This window comes from Alcaligenes sp. SDU_A2, assembly GCF_038237375.1.
Classification (GTDB): Bacteria; Pseudomonadota; Gammaproteobacteria; order Burkholderiales; family Burkholderiaceae_B; genus Alcaligenes.
In genome coordinates, this window is sequence record NZ_CP151273.1 from 345361 (window position 1) to 367440 (window position 22080).

21 protein-coding genes and 1 pseudogene are annotated in these 22080 nt (G+C 59.0%); all 22 read left to right on the forward strand.

The genetic code is table 11. From position 1 onward, the window contains the following. Positions 1–115: 115 nt before the first annotated feature. Positions 116–580, forward strand: coding sequence for a cellulose biosynthesis protein BcsD (bcsD, locus tag AADW57_RS01575; RefSeq protein WP_341668308.1), 465 nt, complete (start codon positions 116–118; stop codon positions 578–580). A 38-nt stretch (positions 581–618) separates the two neighbouring features. Beyond that, positions 619–1086, forward strand: coding sequence for a BcsR/BcsP family cellulose biosynthesis protein (bcsR, locus tag AADW57_RS01580; protein WP_341668309.1), 468 nt, complete (start codon positions 619–621; stop codon positions 1084–1086). Next, positions 1083–1862 (forward strand): cellulose biosynthesis protein BcsQ, encoded by a 780-nt coding sequence (bcsQ, locus tag AADW57_RS01585; RefSeq protein WP_341668310.1) that lies wholly within the window; start codon positions 1083–1085, stop codon positions 1860–1862. Before bcsR ends, bcsQ begins: the two co-directional genes overlap by 4 nt. Further along, entirely contained in the window at positions 1859–4039 is a 2181-nt protein-coding gene (bcsA, locus tag AADW57_RS01590) for a UDP-forming cellulose synthase catalytic subunit (protein WP_341668311.1), read from the forward strand. The genes bcsQ and bcsA overlap by 4 nt, the downstream gene beginning before the upstream one ends. Further along, on the forward strand, positions 4036–6159 hold the full coding sequence (locus AADW57_RS01595) for a cellulose biosynthesis cyclic di-GMP-binding regulatory protein BcsB (protein WP_341668312.1): 2124 nt from the start codon (positions 4036–4038) through the stop codon (positions 6157–6159). Before bcsA ends, AADW57_RS01595 begins: the two co-directional genes overlap by 4 nt. Positions 6160–6170: 11 nt before the next feature. Continuing rightward, positions 6171–8466 (forward strand): annotated as a pseudogene (bcsB, locus tag AADW57_RS01600) (cellulose biosynthesis cyclic di-GMP-binding regulatory protein BcsB). 6 nt (positions 8467–8472) lie between these two features. Next, complete coding sequence (bcsZ, locus tag AADW57_RS01605) at positions 8473–9663, forward strand: cellulose synthase complex periplasmic endoglucanase BcsZ (RefSeq protein WP_341668313.1); 1191 nt, start codon at positions 8473–8475, stop codon at positions 9661–9663. Then, positions 9639–13769 (forward strand): cellulose biosynthesis protein BcsC, encoded by a 4131-nt coding sequence (locus AADW57_RS01610; protein ID WP_341668314.1) that lies wholly within the window; start codon positions 9639–9641, stop codon positions 13767–13769. The genes bcsZ and AADW57_RS01610 overlap by 25 nt, the downstream gene beginning before the upstream one ends. Positions 13770–13788: 19 nt before the next feature. After that, positions 13789–14439 carry an SGNH/GDSL hydrolase family protein gene (locus tag AADW57_RS01615; protein WP_341668315.1) on the forward strand — a complete coding sequence of 217 codons (651 nt, stop codon included), beginning with the start codon at positions 13789–13791 and terminating at the stop codon, positions 14437–14439. After that, positions 14436–15092, forward strand: a complete 657-nt coding sequence (locus tag AADW57_RS01620; protein WP_341668316.1) for a hypothetical protein — start codon at positions 14436–14438, stop codon at positions 15090–15092. Before AADW57_RS01615 ends, AADW57_RS01620 begins: the two co-directional genes overlap by 4 nt. 13 nt (positions 15093–15105) lie before the next feature. Then, a complete protein-coding gene (locus AADW57_RS01625) occupies positions 15106–16500 on the forward strand; it encodes an MBOAT family O-acyltransferase (RefSeq protein ID WP_341668317.1) in 1395 nt (464 codons plus the stop codon). A gap of 5 nt (positions 16501–16505) precedes the next feature. After that, positions 16506–17657 carry an alginate O-acetyltransferase AlgX-related protein gene (locus AADW57_RS01630; RefSeq protein WP_341668318.1) on the forward strand — a complete coding sequence of 384 codons (1152 nt, stop codon included), beginning with the start codon at positions 16506–16508 and terminating at the stop codon, positions 17655–17657. A gap of 341 nt (positions 17658–17998) precedes the next feature. Further along, entirely contained in the window at positions 17999–18367 is a 369-nt protein-coding gene (rplN, locus tag AADW57_RS01635; RefSeq protein ID WP_153231433.1) for a 50S ribosomal protein L14, read from the forward strand. 13 nt (positions 18368–18380) lie between these two features. After that, positions 18381–18701, forward strand: coding sequence for a 50S ribosomal protein L24 (gene rplX / locus AADW57_RS01640; protein WP_341668319.1), 321 nt, complete (start codon positions 18381–18383; stop codon positions 18699–18701). 12 nt (positions 18702–18713) lie between these two features. Next, positions 18714–19253, forward strand: coding sequence for a 50S ribosomal protein L5 (rplE, locus tag AADW57_RS01645; RefSeq protein ID WP_341668320.1), 540 nt, complete (start codon positions 18714–18716; stop codon positions 19251–19253). A gap of 10 nt (positions 19254–19263) precedes the next feature. Continuing rightward, positions 19264–19569 carry a 30S ribosomal protein S14 gene (rpsN, locus tag AADW57_RS01650; protein ID WP_341668321.1) on the forward strand — a complete coding sequence of 102 codons (306 nt, stop codon included), beginning with the start codon at positions 19264–19266 and terminating at the stop codon, positions 19567–19569. Between the two features lie 11 nt (positions 19570–19580). After that, positions 19581–19976: a 30S ribosomal protein S8 gene (rpsH, locus tag AADW57_RS01655; protein ID WP_341668322.1), complete on the forward strand. Its 396-nt coding sequence runs from the start codon at positions 19581–19583 to the stop codon at positions 19974–19976. 12 nt (positions 19977–19988) lie between these two features. Beyond that, positions 19989–20522 (forward strand): 50S ribosomal protein L6, encoded by a 534-nt coding sequence (gene rplF, locus AADW57_RS01660; RefSeq protein ID WP_341668323.1) that lies wholly within the window; start codon positions 19989–19991, stop codon positions 20520–20522. Positions 20523–20543: 21 nt separating this feature from the next. Then, positions 20544–20897, forward strand: a complete 354-nt coding sequence (gene rplR / locus AADW57_RS01665; protein WP_341668324.1) for a 50S ribosomal protein L18 — start codon at positions 20544–20546, stop codon at positions 20895–20897. Positions 20898–20909: 12 nt separating this feature from the next. Continuing rightward, a complete protein-coding gene (gene rpsE / locus AADW57_RS01670; RefSeq protein ID WP_316990896.1) occupies positions 20910–21431 on the forward strand; it encodes a 30S ribosomal protein S5 in 522 nt (173 codons plus the stop codon). A 3-nt stretch (positions 21432–21434) separates the two neighbouring features. Continuing rightward, on the forward strand, positions 21435–21620 hold the full coding sequence (rpmD, locus tag AADW57_RS01675; protein WP_003805366.1) for a 50S ribosomal protein L30: 186 nt from the start codon (positions 21435–21437) through the stop codon (positions 21618–21620). A gap of 11 nt (positions 21621–21631) precedes the next feature. After that, a complete protein-coding gene (gene rplO / locus AADW57_RS01680; RefSeq protein ID WP_341668325.1) occupies positions 21632–22072 on the forward strand; it encodes a 50S ribosomal protein L15 in 441 nt (146 codons plus the stop codon). Positions 22073–22080: the final 8 nt, after the last annotated feature.

Sequence of the window (22080 nt, forward strand, 5' to 3'; positions counted from 1 at the left end):
CGGTGTTGTAGCTAGACATGTTTGGATGCTCTACATGCTGAAACTCCCATTTATCACACGTATCTGCTTTACAGTATCGTGTTGATACATCCGCCGAACAGCCTAGAGAGTCATCATGAACAAGCAAACGTCAGTTCTCGCATATCTGTCTGCCAAAAACTGCTCGAATCAATGGGCATTTTTCCTGCAGGCCTTGGGCAAAGAACTTAACGAGGCGATGCCAGCTCAGGACGTGCGTGTGCTGATGCGACAGATCGGTCTGCGGGCCGGGGCCGAAATGCCTTTGTCCGACTGCAACACTGTAAAAGATATCCAGGCAGCGGCCAACCGTTACTGGTCCGAGTTCAACTGGGGTTGGGTAGAGCTCACGGAGCAGTCGTCGTCCTTAGAGCTGCGCCATTTCTGCGCCCCTTTACTACAGGCATTTGGGGCCCAGGCACAATCCTGGAGCCCGGCGTTCCTGGAAGGCGTCTATCAGCAATGGCTATCCAGCCTGGGAGCCGGTCAGGCGTTGCAGGTACGCCAGCAGTCCGAGTTGGACCCCGAGCACAGTTTTATTGATTTCCGCCTGAGCCTCTAAGTCAGGCATGGCCGTCCGATAAAGAAGGAGTAGCGCCTATGAGCAAAATCAACGACATATCCAATCTGTTTGGCGAAATCGGCGCTGATGCTAGCGGCTATCGTGATCTGGCGGCCGACAACCAATTGAGCGCCAGTCTGGACCGCTGGCCTTTATTGGCTACGGTGCATGGTCATCGGCCATCCGATAGCGACACTCCTGCTCCGACATTACCTGCCGGGCAGGTCTCGCCGCTGGCTGCCTTGTCGGGCGCGGCAAGCAAGCAGGCACCGCAGTCGAGCGCCGATGCTCCCGTATCTGGTTTGTTCAAGCGCATGGCTCAGCCCGAGCCTGCCGTGCGTCAGGAACCGGTCTTCAGGCAGGTGCCTCCGGCACCGTCTGTTGCGCCCGTGACGCAGCAGACGGTGGGTCTACAGACATTATTTGCCCGTCTGGAAGGGCCGGCTCAACCCGCGCAGGGTGACGAGGCTGGATTGTCACTCTTTCAGCGTTTACTTAGAAAATGAATGTAATTGCAGTGGCTTCGGCTAAGGGCGGCGTGGGCAAAACCACGGTCAGTGCCAATCTGGGAGTGGCGCTGGCGCGTCTGGGTCGACCGGTGTTGGCGGTCGATCTGGACCCGCAGAATGCGCTGCGTTTTCATTATTTTCACGATCAGGCATTAAGCCGCGAGGACGGCATGGCCAAAGCGACCGTCGATAATCGTGCGCCTGGCAGCCCGGCGGGGGTCACTCCGTCAGGCGTGGTCATGTTGCCTTATGGCCATTGTTCGGAAAGTGAGCGGGAGCAGTTCGAGTCTATTTTGCAGAAAGAGCCCGATTGGCTGCGGCAGCGTCTGTCCGAGATGGGGCTGCCGGCCAATACCCTGGTGGTGCTGGATACACCGCCGGGCCCGTCGGTCTACCTGAAGCAGGCGTTGCGGGCGGCCAATTTCGTGGTGGTGGTCGTGCTGGCCGACGCGGGCTCGTATATTACCTTGTCGCAAATGCACGAATTGGTGGAACAGTACTGTGACCCGGCCCAGGGCTTTGTGGGTTCTGCCGTACTGATTAACCAGGTAGACCGAAGTCGGGCTTTGGCCAGCGATGTGACCCAACTGCTCAATGTGACGCAGGCCGGTCAGGTGTTGGGTCGGATACATGCCGATCCGGCTGTTGCCGAGGCTCTGGCCTGTGGTACGACGGTCTTTGAATACATGGAACACAGTGAAGCCGTGCGCGACTTCCAGGCTAGTGCCCGTGAAGTCTTAGCCAGGCTGCACGTTGCAGGAGCGCGGTCATGAAAATCAAGCCGCCTGTCATGGATGACAAGCCCCGTCTGGACGGAGTGCCGGAATGGCATCTGGGCTCGGTGGCCAGCGGCTTGCTGGCTCTGATAGGGCTGGCCTTGTGCGTGCTGGTCATCACGACGCCCTTTGACCTGGTCACCCAGCTGGTTTTTGCCGCCACTACTTTTGCGGCTGCCTATGCCATCAACCGTCTGACAACAGGTCGTCTGGCCAGTTTGGTGCTGATCGGGATCTCCATTGTGACGTCGCTGCGGTACATGTATTGGCGGGTTACGTCTACGCTGGGGTTCGATAATGCGGTGGATGCCTTTTTTGGCTATGGGCTGTTGGCGGCGGAAGTCTACGCCATGGCTGTTCTGCTGCTTAGTTATTTCCAGTCGGCTTGGCCCCTGAAGCGTAAGCCGGTGCCTTTGCCGGCCGACCCGGCCTTGTGGCCGACGGTGGATATTTTTATTCCAACCTACAACGAGCCCTTGAATGTGGTGCGTCAGACCGCGCTGACGGCGCTGTCACAGGATTGGCCCAGTCATCGTTTCAAGATTTATGTGCTCGATGACGGCAATCGTCCCGAGTTCAAGGATTTCTGCGCCGAAGCGGGCATAGGCTATATCACCCGCACCAATAATAAACATGCCAAGGCCGGCAACATCAACGAAGCATTGAAAGTGACGGACGGCGAGTACGTTGCGATCTTTGACTGCGACCACGTGCCCACGCGTTCCTTTCTGCAAGTGGTAATGGGCTGGTTCCTGCGCGACACCAAGCTGGCCATGCTGCAGACGCCCCACGTATTTTTCTCGCCCGATCCGTTGGAGCAGAACTTGTCCTTGTTCAAGAAGGTGCCGAACGAGGGCAAGTTGTTTTATGGCCTGACGCAAGATGGCAATGACCTGTGGAATGCCACCTTCTTTTGCGGTTCTTGCGCGGTGTTGCGCCGTTCGGCGCTGCTGGATGTGGGCGGGGTGGCGGTAGAAAGCGTCACGGAAGATGCGTTGACCGCCTTGAAGATGAACCGCAAGGGATACAACACGGCCTATCTGGCCATTCCCCAGGCGGCCGGGCTGGCTACCGAGAACTTGTCGCGCCATATCGGCCAGCGTATACGCTGGGCGCGCGGCATGGCGCAGATTTTTCGTTCTCATAACCCCTTGCTGGGCAAGGGCCTGAGCATGCCACAGCGCATTTGCTATGCCAGTGCTGCTTTGCACTTTTTCTATGGCCTGCCGCGTTTGGTCTTTTTGACGGCACCCCTGGCGTATCTGTTTTTCGGCGCGCATGTATTCAAATCGTCGGCGCTGCTGATTGCGGCCTATGCCTTGCCCCATATTCTGCATGCGCAACTGACCAACTCGCGGTTGCAGGGCAAGTTTCGCCATTCGTTCTGGAACGAGGTCTACGAGACGGTGCTGGCCTGGTACATCATGCGTCCGACCTTGGCGACCCTGGTCTTGCCCAACAAGGCGACCTTTAATGTGACCCAGAAGGGCGGCACCAACGAAGAAGATTACTTCGACTGGACCTTGTCGCGCCCATATATTGCCCTGTTGTTATTGAATGTGGCGGGCTTTGTCGTGGGCATCGTCACTATGCTCCATCATTTGGATGATATGGCGATTGTGCTGACATTGTTGATGAATCTGGCCTGGACGACGCATAACATCGTTATTTCCAGTGCCAGTGTGGCCGTGGCTGGCGAGCGCAAGCAAATCCGCAACGTGCCGCGCGTAGCGGCCGAGCTGACGGCCACGCTGCAGACGGGCAGTGGTTATCGCTATGCGTGCCAGACCACGGACTTTTCGCAGGAAGGCCTGGGTATCGAGCTGCCGGCACCGTTGCCACTGGTGGTGGGGGAGTCCTTGCAGGTCAGCGTGTTCCGCAATGACGAAGAAGCGATCTTTCCGGCACGGGTGGCGTTTATGCGGGGCACCAAATTGGGGCTGCGCTTTGAGGATTTAAGCATCGAGCAGCAGGCTGAACTGGCTAAAGTCACCTTTGCCCGCGCCGATACCTGGGCCTTGTCCTGGGCGGATGCGACACCCGACTCGCCATTGATGGCCATGCGGGCCATTGCCAACATTAGTGTGCAGGGATTTCGGGTGCTGAGTCGAGAGACTTGGCGGCTGTTGCGCGACAGTAACCGGTCGGCTTCTTCAGGCTCGGAGCGCGCATGATTGCTTTCTTGCGTATGTGTACCCAGGTCTGCGCCGCACGCTGTGCGGCGTTGCTGTTGATGCTGTTGGTCGGCGCAGCGGCCCAGGCCAGTGCGTACTCGGTCGACTTCAAGGCCTTGGGGCACCAGCAAAGTATGACCTTGCGGGGGGTGGATGGTTGGGGTGGGCTTTGGTTCGGGGTGCGGCAGGACGAAACGGTGCGCTCGCTGCGCCTGCGATTGAAATTGCGCCATTCCGAGGCCATGCTGCCCAAGCTGTCGCACTTGAATGTACGTTTGAACGGTCTGGTCATACAGACTTTGCCATTTAAGGCGGAGCAGGGGGCCAAAGAGCAAGACTACGAGGTAGAGATTCCGGTGGCCCAGTTGCAGCCGCTCAATCAGCTGCAACTGCAACAGATCGGCCATTACACCTTGTCGTGCGAAGACCCTTTGCACGAGTCGCTCTGGACTCGCATCGATGACCAGTCTTTCCTGGATTTCACGGTCGAGCCGCGCCGCCTGCCCGACGATCTGGCCGTGTTGCCGGCACCGTTTTTTGATCACCGGGACAGCCGGCCGCTGCACGTTACATTGGTGATACCGCAGCGTAGCCAGGATGCGGTGCAGGCCGCGGGCGTGGTGGCGTCCTGGTTGGGGGCGTTGGGCAGCTACCGGGGCGTGGATTTTGTGGTTCGGGACGAATTGCCCGAGCAGGGCGCGGCCATTGTTCTGGCTACCGCCGGTCAGGCCGGTGAACTGGCGGCAGGAGCCGTGCGTGGCCCTACGCTACTGATGAAAGAAAATCCCAATGATGGGATCAGTAAGGTTTTGCTGGTCAGTGGCACCAACGATCAGGAATTGCTGACAGCGGCGCGCAGCCTGGTGACGGGCAGCGATGCCTTGAGTGGCCCTGTGGCCTCCGGTCTGGTATTTAACGCGCAGGAGCGCCGGCCTTACGATGCGCCTAATTGGGTGCCCAGTGATCGCCCGGTCAAGTTCGGCGAGTTGGTGGATAGCCCCGCCATGACAGTGTCGGGTTATCGCCCCGAGCCTATTCGTGTGTCTTTGCGCTTGCCGCCTGATTTGTATCCCTGGCTGGATCAGCGGGTGCCGATGGTGTTGCGGTATCGCCCATCCATGCCGGTCAGCGGCCCTTCCGCCTATCTGGCGGTCGATGTGAACTACGAGCCGGTGGCGCGTTTGGATTTCGATCAACACGCCACCAGTTTCCGGAGTCTGGCCGGTATAGACAGCCTACCGTTGACGGAGCGGGCCATTCACTTGCCCTTGGACTTGCTGGCGACGCGCGCCACCTTGGGCTTCTCGTTTCAGTATCCGTTGCCCGCTTTGAAAGATTGCGAGAATTTGATGGTCGACAATGTCCGCAGCTCGTTGGACGCGGACTCCATGCTCGATCTTAGCGGACTGCCGCATTTTCTGGCCATGCCAAATGCGGGTGCTTTCATGGCTGCCGGTTTCCCATTTAGCCGGATGGCCGACTTGTCCGAGACCGCCGTGGTGGTGTCGGATGATATCGTTTCTGCCGATTTGCCGGCCTATTTGGGCATGATGGCCAAGATCGGACAGTCCACGGGTTATCCGGCGACGCGCATGCAATTGTTGGTCAATCCGTCGTCTCCGCAGGGGCTGGCCGATAAAGACATTCTGATCCTGTCGGGCGGCAAGACGGCCGCATTGCTGGAGCAGTGGGCCGATCTGTTGCCGGTGCCGACGGGCAAGCAGGCATCAGGCTATTCGCTGGCCGATAAGGGCGTGTTGGTGACCGGTTTTCGCTCGCCCTTGAATCGGTCGCGCAATGTGGTCGTATTAAGTGCGCCTAGCCAGCTGGGCGAAGATTTGTTGCCGGTGCTGCGCGATCCTTTGCTGGAAGCCAAGGTGCAGGGCAGCATGGTTGCCTTGTCGGCGGGCGATGTCCAGGTGCTGTCCGAGCAGACCCAGTACAACACCGGTAGCCTGGGCTGGTGGCGTGGTTTGCAACATTTCCTGGGCGGCAAGCCCTGGTTGCTGGCCTTGATGTTCATGGGCGGTATTTCCTTGGCCAGTCTTTTGGCTTATATCAGTCTGCGCGCGCGTGCTCGTAGTCGCCTGCGTATCCATGCATCGCAGAATCCGGAATAAGTGTGGTGAGCATGAAACCATTTTTTCAGCGTTTTTCTCTGTCCTTGCTCACAGCGTGCCTGTTGGGCGCAGGGGCGCAATCGATCGCCCAATCCCTGGAGCCCACCGATCTTGCCCAGGCCGATATCGCCCAGGCTGCCGCACCTTTGCAACAGCTTGCGGCTCCTGCCGGCAGCACGTTTACTTTTCGCCAGTTGGGTGCGCGCTTTCCTTTTAATTTGCGTGGCGTGGACAGCAGTGACAGCGTGTTCTTCAATGTGCGTGCCGACGAGGTCGTGACGGGTGCGCGCACCACGCTGCATTACAGCTATTCGCCGTCTTTGCTGGCGGATTTTTCGCACATCAATATCCTGGTCAATGACGAGGTCGTACACACCATACCCGTTACTGAAGCGGATGCAGGCCGGCAACAGACCGTCCAGGTGGAGCTGCCCACCCGTTTGATCGCGGCGTCCAACCAACTGCGCATACAGTTGATCGGCCATTACACGCTGGAGTGCGAGGACCCCTTGCACTCCACGCTGTGGGCCAATGTCAGCAATCAGAGTACCTTGAATCTGAATGTCGAAAAGATCGCCTTGACCGACGACCTGGCCATCCTGCCCTTGCCTTTTTTTGATGCGCGCGATGTGAACCGCTTGGAGCTGCCCATTGTGTTTCTAGGCAATGCGCAGGCAGGAGCCTTGGAGGCAGGCGGGATGATTGCATCCTGGCTGGGGGCGCTGGCGGATCAGCGCGGCGCGCGTTTTCATGCCCGGCAGGGCAGCTTGCCCGAGCATGGACATGGCATTGTCCTGGCGTTGCGCGATGACCTGCAAGGTCTCCTGGAGGTTCCCGATGCCGACGGTGCCAGCATTACCATGCTGGCTAATCCGCAGGACCCGAACGGCAAACTGCTGGTGATCAGCGCCCGCAATGGCGATCAGTTGCGCCAGGCCGCGCAGACTCTGGTGACGGGGGGTTCGATTCTGTCCGGTGCCCATGCTCAGGTCCGTCAGGGGCCACAGTTGCAGCCGCGCGTGCCGTATGACGCACCGCGTTGGCTCAACAGCACCCGACCGGTTAAATTTGGCGAGTTCATGGCTGCCCAGCGCCTGGATGTGCGCGGCTACGACTCCCCGGCTATCCGCATGAATCTGCGTCTACCGCCCGATTTGTTTACCTGGCAGGCGGCACCGGTGGATGTGGACCTCAAGTACCGTTATTCTGCCCAGCCTGGCAGCGTAAATTCGTCCATGTTGATCGGCGTGGGTGATCATTTTCTGAAGTCCATCCCTTTGTATGGTCTGGCGCAGTTGCAGGCGCGCAACAGTCCCTTCGCGGATGCCGCACCGGGAGAGTTGCTGCCCATGCAGCAGTCTGTCCAGGTGCCGTTGTACCAGCTGATGAATCGTTCGGAGCTTAACTTCCGGTATATGTACGATTACATCAAGCAAGGCGAGTGCAAGGATGTGCTGTTGGACAATGTGCGCGGCCAGATCGACCCGGAAAGCACGATCGATATTTCGGGTCGCAGCCATTATCTGGAAATGCCGGATCTGGAAGCGTTCGGCGACGCCGGTTTCCCCTTCACGCGTATGGCCGACCTGTCAAACGGCGGTTGTGCTGTCCGATGCGCCCGATGAAAACGAATTGAGCGCCTATTTGACGACCATGGGCCGCATGGGAGAGTCCACCGGCTATCCCGCAACAGGTGTGGTGGTGCTCAAGGCGGGCGAAAGTCAGAAAGCGGGCGATAAGGATGTGTTGTTGATTGGCGCGGCCGATTCGATCCGACGGGCCTGGGGCGAGTACCTGCCCGAATATGGCGCGGCCGAGAAAAAGCAGTTTGGGACTTCGGATCTGGTGTATCGCACCAGCGATTGGGTCAGTCCTAATCCGCGCGACCGTATCCAGGACCAGCAAAGCGAAATCCAATACAGCAGCGAAGGCCGCAGCGGTCTGATCAGTGGCTTCGAGTCGCCTTTGCATGCGGGGCGCAGCGTGGTGGCCCTGACGGGTACGGACTCGGACGCGTTGAAGGATGTGACTGATGCTTTGTTGGGCATTCATCCGGATCAGGAACGAATCAAGGGTAGCGTAGTCATTGTCAGGGGTGAGAAAATTAACGCCCTGCTGGCAGAAAAGACGTACGCCGTCGGCAGCCTGGATCTGTGGACTCGTATTCAGTGGACACTGGCCAACGGCTGGGAGGCGGCGGGCAAGTGGCGCTCGGCCTGGATTGCAGGCCTGTTCGGCCTGATTCTGCTGGCCTTTTTGATTAGTCGCTTGCTGGCGCGCCGCAAAGCCGCCCGTCAGACCACCTAGGAGTTCATGATGTTGCGCCGCGCCTGCTCTGCCGCCTTGCTTGCCTTGACGCCGTTGTCCGCTGCCGTGGCAGCAGCCTGCGGGCCAGTGGACTGGCCTTTGTGGGCGCAGTTTAAAACGCATTTCATCCAGGATAGCGGGCGTGTGCTCGATGCCAGCACGCCGCAGCAACACACCTCGTCCGAAGGCCAGTCGTACGGCATGTTTTTTGCCTTGCTGGCCAACGATAGGCCGATGTTCGACAAGCTGTGGGCCTGGAGCGTGGACAATTTAGGTGGCGGAGATCTGTCCAAGCGCCTGCCGGCCTGGATATGGGGATCGGACGGCAAAGGGGGCTGGACAGTCTTGGATGCCAATTCGGCCTCCGATGCGGATGTCTGGTTTGTCTACGCTTTGCTGGAAGCCGGACGGTTGTGGGGTGACGATGCCTATATCCAACGTGCGCAGGCCTTGCTGGCTTTGATCGAAGCTCAGGAAGTGGCCGATCTACCCGATCTGGGACCGCTGTTGTTGCCCGGGCGTGAAAGTTTTGTCCGGCCCGGCAATGTCTGGCAGTTCAATGCCAGCTATCTGCCTATTCCGTTGTTGCGCCGCTTGGCGCAGGCGTCCAGCCATCCGGCCTGGAAGGCCATGCCCGAGACGACCTTGCGTTTTCTGCAGGAAGCCTCGCCCAAGGGGTTTGCGGCCGACTGGAATATGTATGCGCCCAGTAAAGGTGCTTATGCCTTTGTCACCGATACGCTGAAAGGTCCGGTGGGCAGCTACGATGCCATTCGCACCTATATGTGGGCCGGCATGATGCCGGCTGGCGACCCGCTGGCCGCCAAGACCTTGCAGGCACTGGGTGGTATGGCCGCCGTCATGGCTGAACAACAACGTGTGGTGCCGCCTGAATCGGTCAATACCGAGACCGCTGCCGTCAAAGGCGAAGGGCCATTTGGTTTTTCGGCGGCGCTGGTGCCTTATTTTTCTGCATTGGGACAGCGCGATCAAACTCAATGGCAAACGGAACGCGTCAATGTGGCATTGCGCGAAGCCTTTCAGCCCTTGCGCACACAACAAAAACAGCCGCCTTATTACGACGTCGTGCTCAGCCTGTTCGGCATGGGTTGGGCGCAAGGGTATTACACATTCAACGAGGCTGGGCAATTACAGACTCAGTGGGAGAAGGCATGTCTGCCGGCACGAAAAAATTAGTCGCATGTATGTTGGCCTTGGCCTTTCCCCTGGTAAGCCAGGCGCAAGGCGATGCGTTGACGGTGCTGCAGGAGCAGGGTCAATATTGGCAGTCGCGGGGTGATTTTCAGCGGGCTGCCGATGTCTGGAACAAGGTTCTGAAGGCGCAACCTAATAATGTCCAGGCGCTCTACAGCCTGGCACAGATCGAATTGCGCAAGAAGAACACGGCCAAGGCGCGCACCTATCTGGAGCAATTGCGCAAAGCCGCGCCGAACAGCAACGAAGTGGTCTTGTTGGAGCAGGATCTGGCCATGAGCGCTCCGGGTAGCGCATCGGCCCTGGAAAAGGCGCGCCGTGTGGCGGCCGAAGGCGACCTGGAAGGCGCACTGCCTTTGTACCGGCAGGCTTTGGGCGGCCGCACGCCCGAAGGTGAAGTAGGCCTGGAGTACTACACCTATCTGGGCTATACCAGCCACGACGGCATGCTCGAAGCCATCAAAGGGCTGGAGCGCTTGCGGGCGGCACAGCCTAACAATCCGCGTATTCAGTTGCCCTTGGCGCGTCATCTGGCCCGCAACGAACCCACGCGTGCCCAGGGCATAGAAATGCTGGAGCGTTTGTCGGCGCGTGCCGATATCGGCAGCGACGCCGCGGAAAGCTGGCGCGATTCGTTGACGTGGCTCGGCACCCCACCCAAAGTAGAGTTCCGCCCTTTGCTGGAAGCCTATCTGGCCAAGCATCCGGACGACGAAACCGTACGGGCCCAGCTTAATGCACAGACTCAGGCGATCAGCCAGGCACGACGCGCAGCGGCCAGCACGCCTGCTCCGGCGGCTGCCGACCCCTACGCTGCTCGTGTGCGTACGGCCATGCAGCATCTGGATAAAGGCGACCTACCCATAGCCGAATCGCAATTGCAGGTCATCCTGGCCGAGCGGCCCACCCAACCCGATGCCTTGGGGGCAATGGGTGTGGTGCGCATGCGCCAGGGACGCATGCAGGAAGCGGCGGATCTGTTGGCCCAGGCCCATCGCGCCCGGCCACGGGACTGGAAGCAGGCTTACGATACAGCCCAATATTGGGTCGCCGTCGAGCAAGCGAATCAGGCCATGCGCGCTGGCAATAATACGCAGGCGGCGACGTTGCTGGAAAAAGCCCGCCGTCTCCAACCGAACGAATCCTCTGCCGTGTTGGCCCAGGCCCGTCTGGCCGTGGCGCGTTCGGATATGCGACGTGCCGAGTCTTTGTATCGCACGGCGTACCAGCGCGACCCCAATAATGCCGAAGCGATCACCGGGCTGGTGCAGGTGTATGCACAGTCCAATCAGGTGGACAAGGCCCGCCAGATGGTCGAGAGTCTGACACCTAAGCAGCAGGAAGCGGCGGGTGGTCGCGCCAAATTGCAAGGACTGTATGCTGCCGGTCTGGCCAAGGCGCAGCGGGCGCGTGGCGATCTGGCTTCGGCCCGCGCCACGCTGGAGCAGGCCATGGCGGCCGATCCGTCCAACGCCTGGGTGCGTCTGGAGCTGGCGCAGATCTATAACGAATCGGGTTACCCCAAAGAGGCCCGTGGTCTGATCGATGGCATGTTGCTGACCGATCCCTACAACGTGGATGCCCTGTATACCTCGGCTATCTTTGCCAGCCAGCAACAGGATTGGGAAGGGGCGCAGCAGGCGCTTAGCCGTATACCGCCTAATCTGGCGACGCCCGAGATCAAGGCTTTGCAGCGTGACGTCACGGTCCAGGTGCGCATCAAGTATGCATCGGCCCTGGGCAAGCAGGGTCGGGGTTTGGAAGCGGCGGCCGTGTTGGATGAGCTGGCACCGGTCGTAGCCAATAATCCGGGCTTGTCCACGGCGGTCGCGGCGGCGTATGCCGACGCGGGCGACAGCGCCCGTGCTTTGGGACTGATTCGCCAGCAATTGGGCAGCAGCAAGACCCCCGACCCTGATGTCATGCTGCAGTACGCCGGTCTGTTGTTCCGTACTCAGCAGGATGTAGAGGCAATGGGCGTGCTGCGCAGCCTGGATGGTCGCCAGCTCAGCCCCGAGCAGCAGAAAACCCTGCGCAATCTGCACGACACGCAGTCGATACGCCAGGCCGAGTCCCTGCGTGAGCAGGGCGACCTGGTGGCAGCTTACGATGTGATTTCGCCGGTATTGGCCCAGAATCCGAATAACGAACAGGCCTTGGCGGCCTTGGCGCGCATGTATGCGTCGGCGGGCGATGCCCGCCAGGCGCTGGGCATATACCAGCATCTGTTGCAGCAGAACTCCAGCAGTCCGGATCTGTTCATCGGCGCGGCCTTGGTGGCCAACCAGCTGCGCGATTTCAAGTACGCCGACCAGGCGGCCGAATCTGCCGTGGCGCTGGCTCCCGACGATATCCAGGTGTTGACCTCGGCGGCGGGTATTTATCGAGTGCAGGGCAAGACAGCCAAGGCACAGAAGCTGCTCAGGCATGCGGTGGCCTTGCAGGAATCGGATTCGCGCAGCTATTCGGCCACGGGCGCTTTTTTGCCTCCGGTCGGAGCAGGCGGTAATCCTTTTGTTGGCATGCCGGGCCAGCGCGCCGCTCGCACAGGGCCGCAGACCTTTGCCGTGCCTGCGGCGGGAGCCGCAGGGGTTGCGGGGGCGGCCGCTGCGGCTGCCGCCTGGCCGGCTCCAGCGGCTGCGGCGGCGCCTGGTTATGGCGCAGCGCCCGCCTGGGGCGCGCCCGCCGGTCGTGCTGCACCGACCAGGGCATCCGGCTTGCCGGCACCCGCCTTGCCTGTCGCCCAGAACCCGTATGGCCGGGCGCAAGCGGCCGCTGCGCCTTTGCCGTTCGCGGCCAATGCGCGTCAGCCTGGATATGGCGCTGCGCCGTTGTCTCCCCTGGAGGCGGAGCTGGCGCTGATCGACGAGGACCGCTCACCGGAGTTAAAGGCTGGCGCTGTGTACCGTTCCCGGACCGGCGACAGCGGCACCAGCCGTCTGGATGATGTGCAAACGCCCATCGAAGCGCGTTTTGCCGTGGGTGACGGCAAGGCTTTTGTGCGTGCCACGCCGGTGTTTGTAGATAGCGGCAGTTTTAGCCAACCCCGGTTTTTGGAGAGTACGTTTTCAGGCAAAGTGGCCTATACGCTGGGTACGGATAACAGTCGCGCTTTGGATCAGGAAATGGGTACCAGCCAGACCGGCGTGGGCCTGGCCGTGGGATACGAGCTACAGGGCTTAAAACTGGATCTGGGCGTGACGCCGCTGGGCTTTAACAAAACCTCGTTTACCGGCGGGATCGGCTACGAAGGCGCTGTCAATAGCGACGGTTCGGTGCGCATGGGCGTCAATGTGTCCACGCGTCCGGTGACCGACAGCGTGATGTCGTTTGCGGGCACCAAGATCAATGGCGAAGTGCAGGGCGGGGTCATGGCCACCGGCGCGCGCGTGGATATCAGCAAGGATCTGGGTGATTCTGGTTTTTATGGTTCGGTCGGTGCTCATGCCTTGAATGGCAAGAATGTGGAATCGAACCGGCGTATCGAGGTCAATACGGGCATGTATGTGCATTTGATCAACGAGCCCGATCATTTGTTTACGACGGGTCTGAATCTGAACTACACCTCGTATTCCAAGAATCTGCGTTATTTCACCCCTGGTCATGGCGGTTACTTCAGTCCCCAGACTTCGTTCACCGTGGGCGTGCCGTTCAACTGGTCGCGCACGGTAGAGGATCTGACATTCAAGGTGTCCGGCTCGCTGTCCTTGCAACATTTCAAGGAAGATCCGGCCGATCTGGTGGCGGGGCGTTCCGTGCAGGACGAACTGGGACGCTTGAAAGCCTTATCTGGCTTTACCGATCAGCAGATTATGGATGAGCTGGCCGCCAAGAATCCCGGCTTTTACGCCGGTCAGTCCAAGACAGGCTTGGCCTACAATCTGAATTTTGGTGCCGAATATAACTTCACTCCCGGCATGATTTTGGGCGGACACCTAGGAATCGACAAATCAGGTGATTATCGTCAATGGATTGGCGGCGTTTATCTGAAATACTATTTTGACCAGCAAACGCGCCGGGCTGCCGATCTGCCCTTGGTGCCGTATGCATCTCCGTATGGCGAGTCCTACGGAGGCAAATTTCAATAGTCATTAGAGTAGACATACCATGTTAGCTTCCGTTTTGACCGGTCTTACCATTCTGGTGATTGGCGACAGCCATCTGACTAACCGCAACTATCTGATCGACACACTGCACAACGAGTTGCAGGCGCAAGGTGCCAGTGTCCATACTTTCGGGGTGTGCGGCACCAATGCCGGGGACTGGCTCAAGCCAACCCCCGGTACGTGCGGAGCGGCAGAGCGCATCGAAAACAACAGGCTAAGCATTCTGCCCAACAATACTCAGACTCGTCCCATCAAGGACTTGATCGGTCAGGTCAAGCCAGACATGGTCATTGTGGTCATGGGCGATGCGATGGCGGGGTACGACAAGGGTGTTTTTCCCAAAGCCTGGGCCTGGAAGAGTGTGACTGCGCTGACTAAGGAAATCGCTTCGACCCAGACCAAGTGCGTGTGGGTGGGTCCGGCCTGGGGAACGGAAGGCGGCCGTTACAAAAAGACCTTTGCCCGCGTTCAGGAAGTGTCGGACTTCTTGCAGCAGAACGTGGCCCCGTGCCACTACATTAATTCGCTGGACATGTCCAAACCCGGCCAGTGGGCCACAACCGATGGACAGCACTTTACCGCCAGCGGCTATGCCAAGTGGGGCAAAGCGATTGCCCAGCAGTTGACGGCGGATGTGGCGGAGAAAAAATGATTCTGTCCTTGCGTGTTTTATTCCTCAGCCTGCTGGGCCTGGGCGGTGTGCAAGCGGCACCCAGCCTGTACAGCACCGGACCTGACGAACCGACGGCTTACGTGCGTTTTGTCAACACCGCAGAGCATTCGGCGCAACTGGGCAAAGATAGCGTGGTGCTGGCAGGGCAGAGCGCAACCGCGTTTCAGCCTGTGCGGGCGGGCCACCCGCTTGACGGCGTGATCATGATGGGGGCACAGCGCCTTACCCTGCAGGACCAACCTGCCGAAGGCCAGTTTTTGACTATTGTGTTGCCCGCAAAGCAGGCGGCTGATAGTCAGGTGTCTCGTTTTCTGGACCCGGTCGACGATTTCAATGCGGCCAAAGCGTCCGTTACTTTGTATAACGCCGCCACGACCTGCTCCCAGGCCAGCCTGAGCGTACAGGGTCGGGATCTGCGTTTGGTCCAGGGTGTGGTACCCGGCAAACTGGCGCGTCGTCAGATCAATCCGGCTCAATTGGCCCTGGCTGTCGCTTGCGAAGATGGTCGTGCCCCCATAGCTTTACCAGCATCTGGTTTGCTGCAAGCGGGCGAACGCTATAGCGTCATTGTCTACGAATCCGCCCAGAGCGCAGTCCAGGCGCTCTGGCTGCAGGACGGCATGCAGGACTGACCGCGCCGCTTGTATGGTATTTACCTCCGTTGAATTCCTGTTCCTGTTTTTTCCGCTGTTTCTGGCGTGCTATGCACTCAGTCCGGTCCGATTCAGGAACGGGACGCTGCTGGGGTTTAGCTATTTGTTTTATGCCTGGTGGAGTCCGGCCTTCACCCTGCTGATGCTAGGTTTGACTGTTCTGGCGTGGCTGGGCGGTCTGTTGCTTGAAACACGCCGTCGCGGCCCTTGGCTGCTGGGGGCATTGATTGCTGTCAATGCGTCCATTCTGTTTTGGTTCAAGTACGCAAATTTGCTGGCTCATGCCTATGGGCAGTGGCAACTGTGGCAAGGGCATTTGCCGCCGCAGTGGCATCGCGTGGCCTTGCCGATCGGCCTGTCTTTTATTATTTTGCAGGTCATCTCGTATCTGGTCGATGTCTATCGTGGGCAGGTGCGCGCGCAGCGCAGCTTGCTGCTGTTTGCCACCTACATCGCCATGTTCGGCCAGTTGATTGCCGGGCCTATCCTGCGATACGACTGGGTGCAGACCGCGCTGCTGCAGCGCCCGTTCACGCTGTCCGGTCTGCAGCAAGGGGCGCGTCGCTTCATGATCGGCCTGAGCATGAAGGTGTTGATCGCCGATACGCTCTCGCCCCTGGTCGATGCTTTGTTCGCCTTGCCGGCCCCCAGCTTTGTCGATGCCTGGCTGGCCTGTCTGGCTTATTCTGTTCAACTGTTTTTTGATTTTGCCGGCTACAGTGCCATGGCCATCGGCATAGGGCTGATGCTGGGCTTTCACTTCCCGGAAAACTTTCGCCAACCCTACAGTGCCCGTTCCATCCAGGAGTTTTGGCGACGTTGGCACATCTCCCTGTCTACCTGGATACGCGATTATCTTTATATCCCATTGGGCGGCAGTCGCGTTGCGCCCTGGCGGGGCTATGTGAATCTGTTGCTGGTCATGGCGATCGGCGGCTTATGGCATGGCAGTGACAGCGTGAATTTTCTGTTGTGGGGCATTGCGCATGGGGTGGCGCAGGCGATGGCCAAAGCGTGGGGCCACAGCCCCTGGCGGCTGCCGGCATGGCTGGGGCAAGGCCTGACCTTGCTGTTTGTCTTTATGGCTTGGACCGTGTTTCGCAGTCCGGATCTGCACACGGCTGCGGTGTTTTATCGCGCCCAGTTGGGACTGGCGGGATGGCAGATCAGCGATGTCACGATGACTACGTGGCGCTACTGGCATGCGCTGGCGCTGGGCCTTGGCTTATGGTTGGCTTTGCGACCGGAGCGCAGCCTGTCGGGTGACTGGAGCAGAACGCGGGTGTTTGCGCTTGTCCGGCAGGCGTGGCCCGTCGTGTTGTTTGGCTTGTCACTGGGCTTTGTGCTTAGCCGGCAAAGCGTGCCTTTCCTTTATTTTCAGTTTTGACGGATATGGCCATTTCCGAGCCCTCATCAACGACCCGTACCCGGCCTTGGGACCTGGGCTTGTTTTTGCTGATCTTGTTTCTGGGGCTGGCCCTGATCGTGGCCGGCGCATTGCAAGGGCGGTTTGACGCATTGTGGCAAGCAGGCTGGCCGGAGCGTTTGCGCAGCGGCGCATTGGCTAGCCAGTTGAATCATTCTTTGCCTAAGCTCGCTGCACTGGAATCCTGGGCGCGCTGGCATCGCCAAGGCGCGTACTTGCTGGCTGGCAGTTATGGCGTGCAGGTCCGTCAGGGTTGCGAGGGGTGGCTGTTTTTGCAGGAAGAAATACAGGCGGCGGCTCGGCCCGAGGTCAATATGCGTCAACGCGTTGAGATGGTCGGCAACGTGGCCCGCGCATTGAGCCAGCACCAGGTGTCATTGATTGTATTAATGGTGCCTGATAAAAGCCGTATCGTTGCGCAGGCCGGGTGCGGGTTGCCCAGACCGGCCAGCTATCGTCAACGACTGTCGGTCTGGAACGCGGCGCTGGGCAGCCAGGGTGTCCGGGTGGTGGATGCCACACAGCCGTTGGCGCAGTTGGCCGGGCAGGGCAAGGACGTGTATTGGCGACTGGATTCGCACTGGACCCAGGCGGGGGCCGCGGCAGCCGCCCAACACGTGGCGCATGCCTTGCGAACAGCCGGCGTGCTGCCTGCGCCAGAGCTTCAGAGCCAGGCCTTGGCTGATCCGCCTCGGGAACGGGCGGGCGATCTGATCCGGCTGGCAGGATTGGACAGTTTGGCGGTTCGCTGGCTGCCGGCTCCCGATGTGGAAACCCCGGTGCGTTTTCGCCATGCCAGCATCGTGTCCACGGAAAAAACGGACCAGGACCTGGCCGCCGAGCTGTTCGGAGACAGTGTTCGACCGCCGGTTGTCCTGGTGGGTACCTCTTTTTCGCATGCGGCTGATTTTGAAGGGTTTCTAAGCCAAAGTCTGGCCTTGCCCATCATTAATCTGGCTCGCGACGGCGGCGGCATGTCGCAAGCGATGCAGGCTTATCTGGAGCCGGGCCAAGAGCAGCGCATTTGGCCCTCGGTCTTGATCTGGGAAATTCCCGAGCGATATATTCAGACGCCGCTGAGCGAATCGGAAACGGCTTGGCTGAAAAGTTTGGGTTAGTTGCCGAGCACGACTGTGCCGCATGCGCCACAGATGGGGATAAGTGTACTAAGCCCTTGCCAGACTAAGACTTTTGCCGTAAAATCGTACGCTTACTTGGCTATTTGTCTTTGCCGCTGGTTGTAGGTTCAAGCCTAAAATCTGCGTAAAGAAGCGAAAAAGCGGGTAATACACGTTTTGTCTCTCGCAAGATTTCAACCTAGGGTTCGGCTTGCCGGACCAGATCGAGATCGGGTTTACGGTATCGAACTGGCTGGACCGAATCTGACGGGACCAAAACTGGTTGTGTGGCCCGGTCATTTTGGCTGGATCGCTGCAATTAAGTTGGAACAGGAAAAATCATGATTCAAATGCAGACCACGCTGGACGTGGCCGACAACACAGGTGCGCGTTCCGTAATGTGCATCAAGGTGCTGGGCGGCTCGAAGCGCCGTTATGCCGCTATCGGTGACGTCATCAAAGTTACCGTTAAAGAAGCGGCCCCGCGCGGACGCGTCAAAAAAGGCGAAATCTACAACGCTGTAGTGGTTCGTACCGCTAAGGGCGTGCGCCGTAAAGACGGTTCGCTGATTCGTTTCGGTGGCAATGCCGCCGTTTTGCTCAACGCCAAGCTGGAACCCATTGGCACCCGTATCTTCGGACCCGTGACGCGTGAACTGCGTACCGAGAAGTTCATGAAGATCGTGTCTCTGGCTCCCGAAGTGCTGTAAGGAGCGCGAAAAAATGCAAAAAATTCGTAAAGGCGACGAAGTCGTCGTGCTGACCGGCCGCGATAAAAAACGCCGTGGCACCGTATTGCAACGCGTCGATGCAGACCACGTCATCGTGGAAGGCATCAACGTAGTCAAAAAACACGTTAAAGCCAATCCTATGGCTGGCACGCAAGGCGGTATCGTCGACAAGACCATGCCCATCCACATCTCGAACGTTGCTCTGTTCAACCCCGAGACCGGCAAGGGCGACCGCGTTGGCATCCAGGTGATCGACGGTCAGAAGACGCGTGTTTATCGTTCCAACGGCAAAGCTGTTGGCGCCAAGGCATAAGGGGCGCATAACATGGCACGTTTACAAGATTTCTACCGCGAAAAAGTGGTTGCCGATCTGCAAAAGCAGTTCGAGTACAAAAGCAGCATGGAAGTACCCCGCATCACCAAGATCACCCTGAACATGGGCGTCTCGGAAGCGGTTGCTGACAAGAAGATCATCGAGAATGCGGTGTCCGACATGACCAAGATTGCTGGTCAGAAGCCTGTCGTCACCAAAACCCGCAAAGCTATTGCCGGTTTCAAGATTCGCGAAGATTACCCGATCGGTTGTATGGTGACCCTGCGCGGTCAACGCATGTACGAATTCCTGGATCGCCTGATCGCTGTGGCCCTGCCACGCGTGCGCGACTTCCGTGGTGTGTCGGGCCGTGCGTTTGACGGTCAAGGCAACTACAACATGGGGGTAAAAGAGCAAATCATTTTCCCCGAAATCGAGTACGACAAAATCGACGCAGTGCGTGGTCTGAACATCAGCATCACTACTTCTGCCAAGACGGACGAAGAGGCCAAGGCGCTCCTGAGCGCGTTCAGCTTCCCGTTCCGCAACTAAGGGGCGCAACGTGGCTAAACTTTCCCTCATCAATCGCGACATCAAGCGCGTCAAGCTGGCCGAGAAATTCGCCGCCAAGCGCACCGCACTGAAAGCGATCATTGACGACCAGTCCAAGTCTGACGAAGAACGCTACCAGGCTCGCCTGCAGCTGCAGCAACTGCCGCGCAACGCGAATCCAACCCGTCAACGCAACCGTTGCGTTATCACCGGGCGCCCACGTGGTGTTTTCAAGAAATTCGGTTTGACTCGCCATAAAGTGCGCGAAATGGCAATGCGCGGCGAGATCCCCGGTATGACCAAGGCCAGCTGGTAGGAGAAATACACATGAGCATGAGCGATCCAATCGCCGATATGTTGACCCGCGTGCGTAACGCGCAGATGGTCAACAAAACGTCGGTCAGCATGCCCTCCTCGAAGCTGAAGGCAGCCATTGCTGCTGTGCTGAAAGACGAAGGCTACATCGAAGATTTCCGCATCGCTGGCGAGCAAGCCAAGCCCGAGCTGGAAATCACCCTGAAATACTATGCCGGCCAGCCAGTCATCGAGCGCATCGACCGCGTGTCGCGCCCCGGACTGCGTATCTACAAAGGCAGCACCAGCATTCCTCAAGTCATGAACGGCTTGGGCGTTGCCATCGTGTCCACCTCGCGTGGCGTGATGACCGACCGCAAAGCACGTGCAGCCGGCGTCGGTGGCGAAGTGCTGTGCTACGTGGCATAAGGAGAACATCATATGTCACGCGTTGCTAAGTATCCCGTTTCGCTGCCCAAGGGCGTAGAAACGACCATTGCCGCCGATCAGATCACGGTCAAGGGCCCACTGGGCACCCTGGCTCAGGCTCTGACTGGCGATGTCACCATCGAGCTTCAAGACGGTCAGCTGTCTTTTGCGCCTGCGAACGAAACCCGTCACGCAAACGCAATGTCCGGCACCGTGCGCCAACTGGTCAACAACATGGTTGTTGGCGTCAGCGCCGGTTTCGAACGCAAGCTGAGCCTGGTTGGCGTGGGCTTTCGTGCCCAGGTCCAGGGTAATGCCTTGAAGCTGCAGCTTGGTTTCTCGCACGATATCGTGCACGAACTGCCTGAAGGCGTTAAAGCCGAGTGCCCCACTCCGACCGAAATCGTGATCAAGGGCTCGAACAAGCAGGTCGTTGGTCAGGTTGCCGCAGAAGTTCGTGGCTATCGTCCACCCGAGCCCTACAAGGGCAAAGGTGTGCGTTACGTCGGCGAGCGCGTCATCCTCAAGGAAACCAAGAAGAAATAAGCCTGCAGGCAAGGACGAATCATGGACAAGAAACAATCCCGTATGCGTCGTGCAGTGGCTACTCGCCGCAAGATCGCCGAGCTGCGTGTACACCGCCTGGCGGTGCACCGCACGAACACGCATATTTACGCGAGCATCATCTCGCCCGAAGGCGACCGCGTTCTGGTCAGTGCTTCCACTGTCGAGGCCGAGGTTCGCAAAGAATTGGCCGTTGGAAGCAACGTTGCGGCCGCCAGCCTCATTGGCAAGCGCGTCGCCGAAAAGGCGAAGGCCGCGGGTATCGAGTCGGTTGCTTTTGACCGCTCGGGCTTCCGTTACCATGGCCGCGTGAAAGCGCTGGCCGAGGCCGCGCGTGAAGCCGGCTTGAAATTCTAAAGGAATTATCAAATGGCTAAAGCACAAGGCAGACAGGCTCCAGAGCAAGAGCGCGATGATGGCCTGAAAGAAAAAATGATTGCGGTCAACCGCGTCAGCAAAGTCGTCAAGGGCGGTCGTACCATGAGCTTTGCTTCGCTGGCCGTGGTTGGTGATGGCGATGGTCGCATCGGCATGGGCAAGGGCAAGGCCCGCGAAGTGCCCGTGGCCGTTCAGAAAGCCATGGAACAGGCCCGTCGTGGTCTGATCAAGGTGCCTCTGAAGAACGGTACGCTGCACCACACCGTCGTTGGTAAGCACGGTGCCTCCACCGTTCTGATTTCGCCTGCGGCCGAAGGTACTGGCGTTATCGCCGGTGGCCCAATGCGCGCTATCTTCGAAGTGATGGGCGTACGCAACGTCGTAGCCAAGAGCCTGGGTTCCAGCAACCCATACAACATGGTTCGCGCTACATTGAACGGTCTGCGTGCCTGCTCGACACCGGCTGACATTGCTGCCAAGCGCGGCAAGACGGTCGAAGAAATTCTGGGGTAAGTCATGGCACAGAAACAAATCAAAGTAACGCTGGTGCGTTCGGTCATCGGCACCAAGCAAAGCCACCGCGACACCGTTCGCGGCCTGGGTCTGCGCCGAGTCAACACCAGCCGTGTATTGGTTGATACTCCTGAGGTTCGTGGGATGATCCGCAAGGTGGATTATCTGGTTACGGTCTCGGAAGCCTGAAAGGAATCGGGATGTCTGAATTGCAATTGAACAATCTCAAGCCCGCCGCCGGCGCCAAGCACGCAGCACGTCGTGTTGGTCGCGGTGTGGGTTCCGGCTTGGGCAAAACCGGCGGTCGTGGCCACAAAGGCCAGAAGTCCCGCTCCGGTGGTTTCCACAAAGTCGGCTTTGAAGGCGGTCAGATGCCTTTGCAGCGTCGTCTGCCCAAGCGTGGTTTTTCCACGCTGGACGGTCACCTGTATGCCGAAGTGCGCCTGTCCGAACTGCAGAAGCTGGATGCCGAAGTCATCGACGTCCAGGCCCTGAAGCAGGCCGGCGTGGTTGGCCAAATGGTGCGTTACGCCAAAGTCATCAAGTCTGGTGAACTTTCCCGTAAAGTTGCGCTGAAAGGCATCAATGCTACGGCCGGCGCTCGCGCCGCGATCGAAGCAGCCGGCGGCTCGCTGGAATAAAAAGGGGT

Bases quoted from the DNA above. Each gene is read 5' to 3' on its own strand.
- bcsD (WP_341668308.1), top strand. From the start codon at position 116: ATGAACAAGCAAACGTCAGTTCTCGCATATCTGTCTGCCAAAAACTGC.
- bcsR (WP_341668309.1), top strand. From the start codon at position 619: ATGAGCAAAATCAACGACATATCCAATCTGTTTGGCGAAATCGGCGCT.
- bcsQ (WP_341668310.1), top strand. From the start codon at position 1,083: ATGAATGTAATTGCAGTGGCTTCGGCTAAGGGCGGCGTGGGCAAAACC.
- bcsA (WP_341668311.1), top strand. From the start codon at position 1,859: ATGAAAATCAAGCCGCCTGTCATGGATGACAAGCCCCGTCTGGACGGA.
- AADW57_RS01595 (WP_341668312.1), top strand. From the start codon at position 4,036: ATGATTGCTTTCTTGCGTATGTGTACCCAGGTCTGCGCCGCACGCTGT.
- bcsZ (WP_341668313.1), top strand. From the start codon at position 8,473: ATGATGTTGCGCCGCGCCTGCTCTGCCGCCTTGCTTGCCTTGACGCCG.
- AADW57_RS01610 (WP_341668314.1), top strand. From the start codon at position 9,639: ATGTCTGCCGGCACGAAAAAATTAGTCGCATGTATGTTGGCCTTGGCC.
- AADW57_RS01615 (WP_341668315.1), top strand. From the start codon at position 13,789: ATGTTAGCTTCCGTTTTGACCGGTCTTACCATTCTGGTGATTGGCGAC.
- AADW57_RS01620 (WP_341668316.1), top strand. From the start codon at position 14,436: ATGATTCTGTCCTTGCGTGTTTTATTCCTCAGCCTGCTGGGCCTGGGC.
- AADW57_RS01625 (WP_341668317.1), top strand. From the start codon at position 15,106: ATGGTATTTACCTCCGTTGAATTCCTGTTCCTGTTTTTTCCGCTGTTT.
- AADW57_RS01630 (WP_341668318.1), top strand. From the start codon at position 16,506: ATGGCCATTTCCGAGCCCTCATCAACGACCCGTACCCGGCCTTGGGAC.
- rplN (WP_153231433.1), top strand. From the start codon at position 17,999: ATGATTCAAATGCAGACCACGCTGGACGTGGCCGACAACACAGGTGCG.
- rplX (WP_341668319.1), top strand. From the start codon at position 18,381: ATGCAAAAAATTCGTAAAGGCGACGAAGTCGTCGTGCTGACCGGCCGC.
- rplE (WP_341668320.1), top strand. From the start codon at position 18,714: ATGGCACGTTTACAAGATTTCTACCGCGAAAAAGTGGTTGCCGATCTG.
- rpsH (WP_341668322.1), top strand. From the start codon at position 19,581: ATGAGCATGAGCGATCCAATCGCCGATATGTTGACCCGCGTGCGTAAC.
- rplF (WP_341668323.1), top strand. From the start codon at position 19,989: ATGTCACGCGTTGCTAAGTATCCCGTTTCGCTGCCCAAGGGCGTAGAA.
- rplR (WP_341668324.1), top strand. From the start codon at position 20,544: ATGGACAAGAAACAATCCCGTATGCGTCGTGCAGTGGCTACTCGCCGC.
- rpsE (WP_316990896.1), top strand. From the start codon at position 20,910: ATGGCTAAAGCACAAGGCAGACAGGCTCCAGAGCAAGAGCGCGATGAT.
- rpmD (WP_003805366.1), top strand. From the start codon at position 21,435: ATGGCACAGAAACAAATCAAAGTAACGCTGGTGCGTTCGGTCATCGGC.
- rplO (WP_341668325.1), top strand. From the start codon at position 21,632: ATGTCTGAATTGCAATTGAACAATCTCAAGCCCGCCGCCGGCGCCAAG.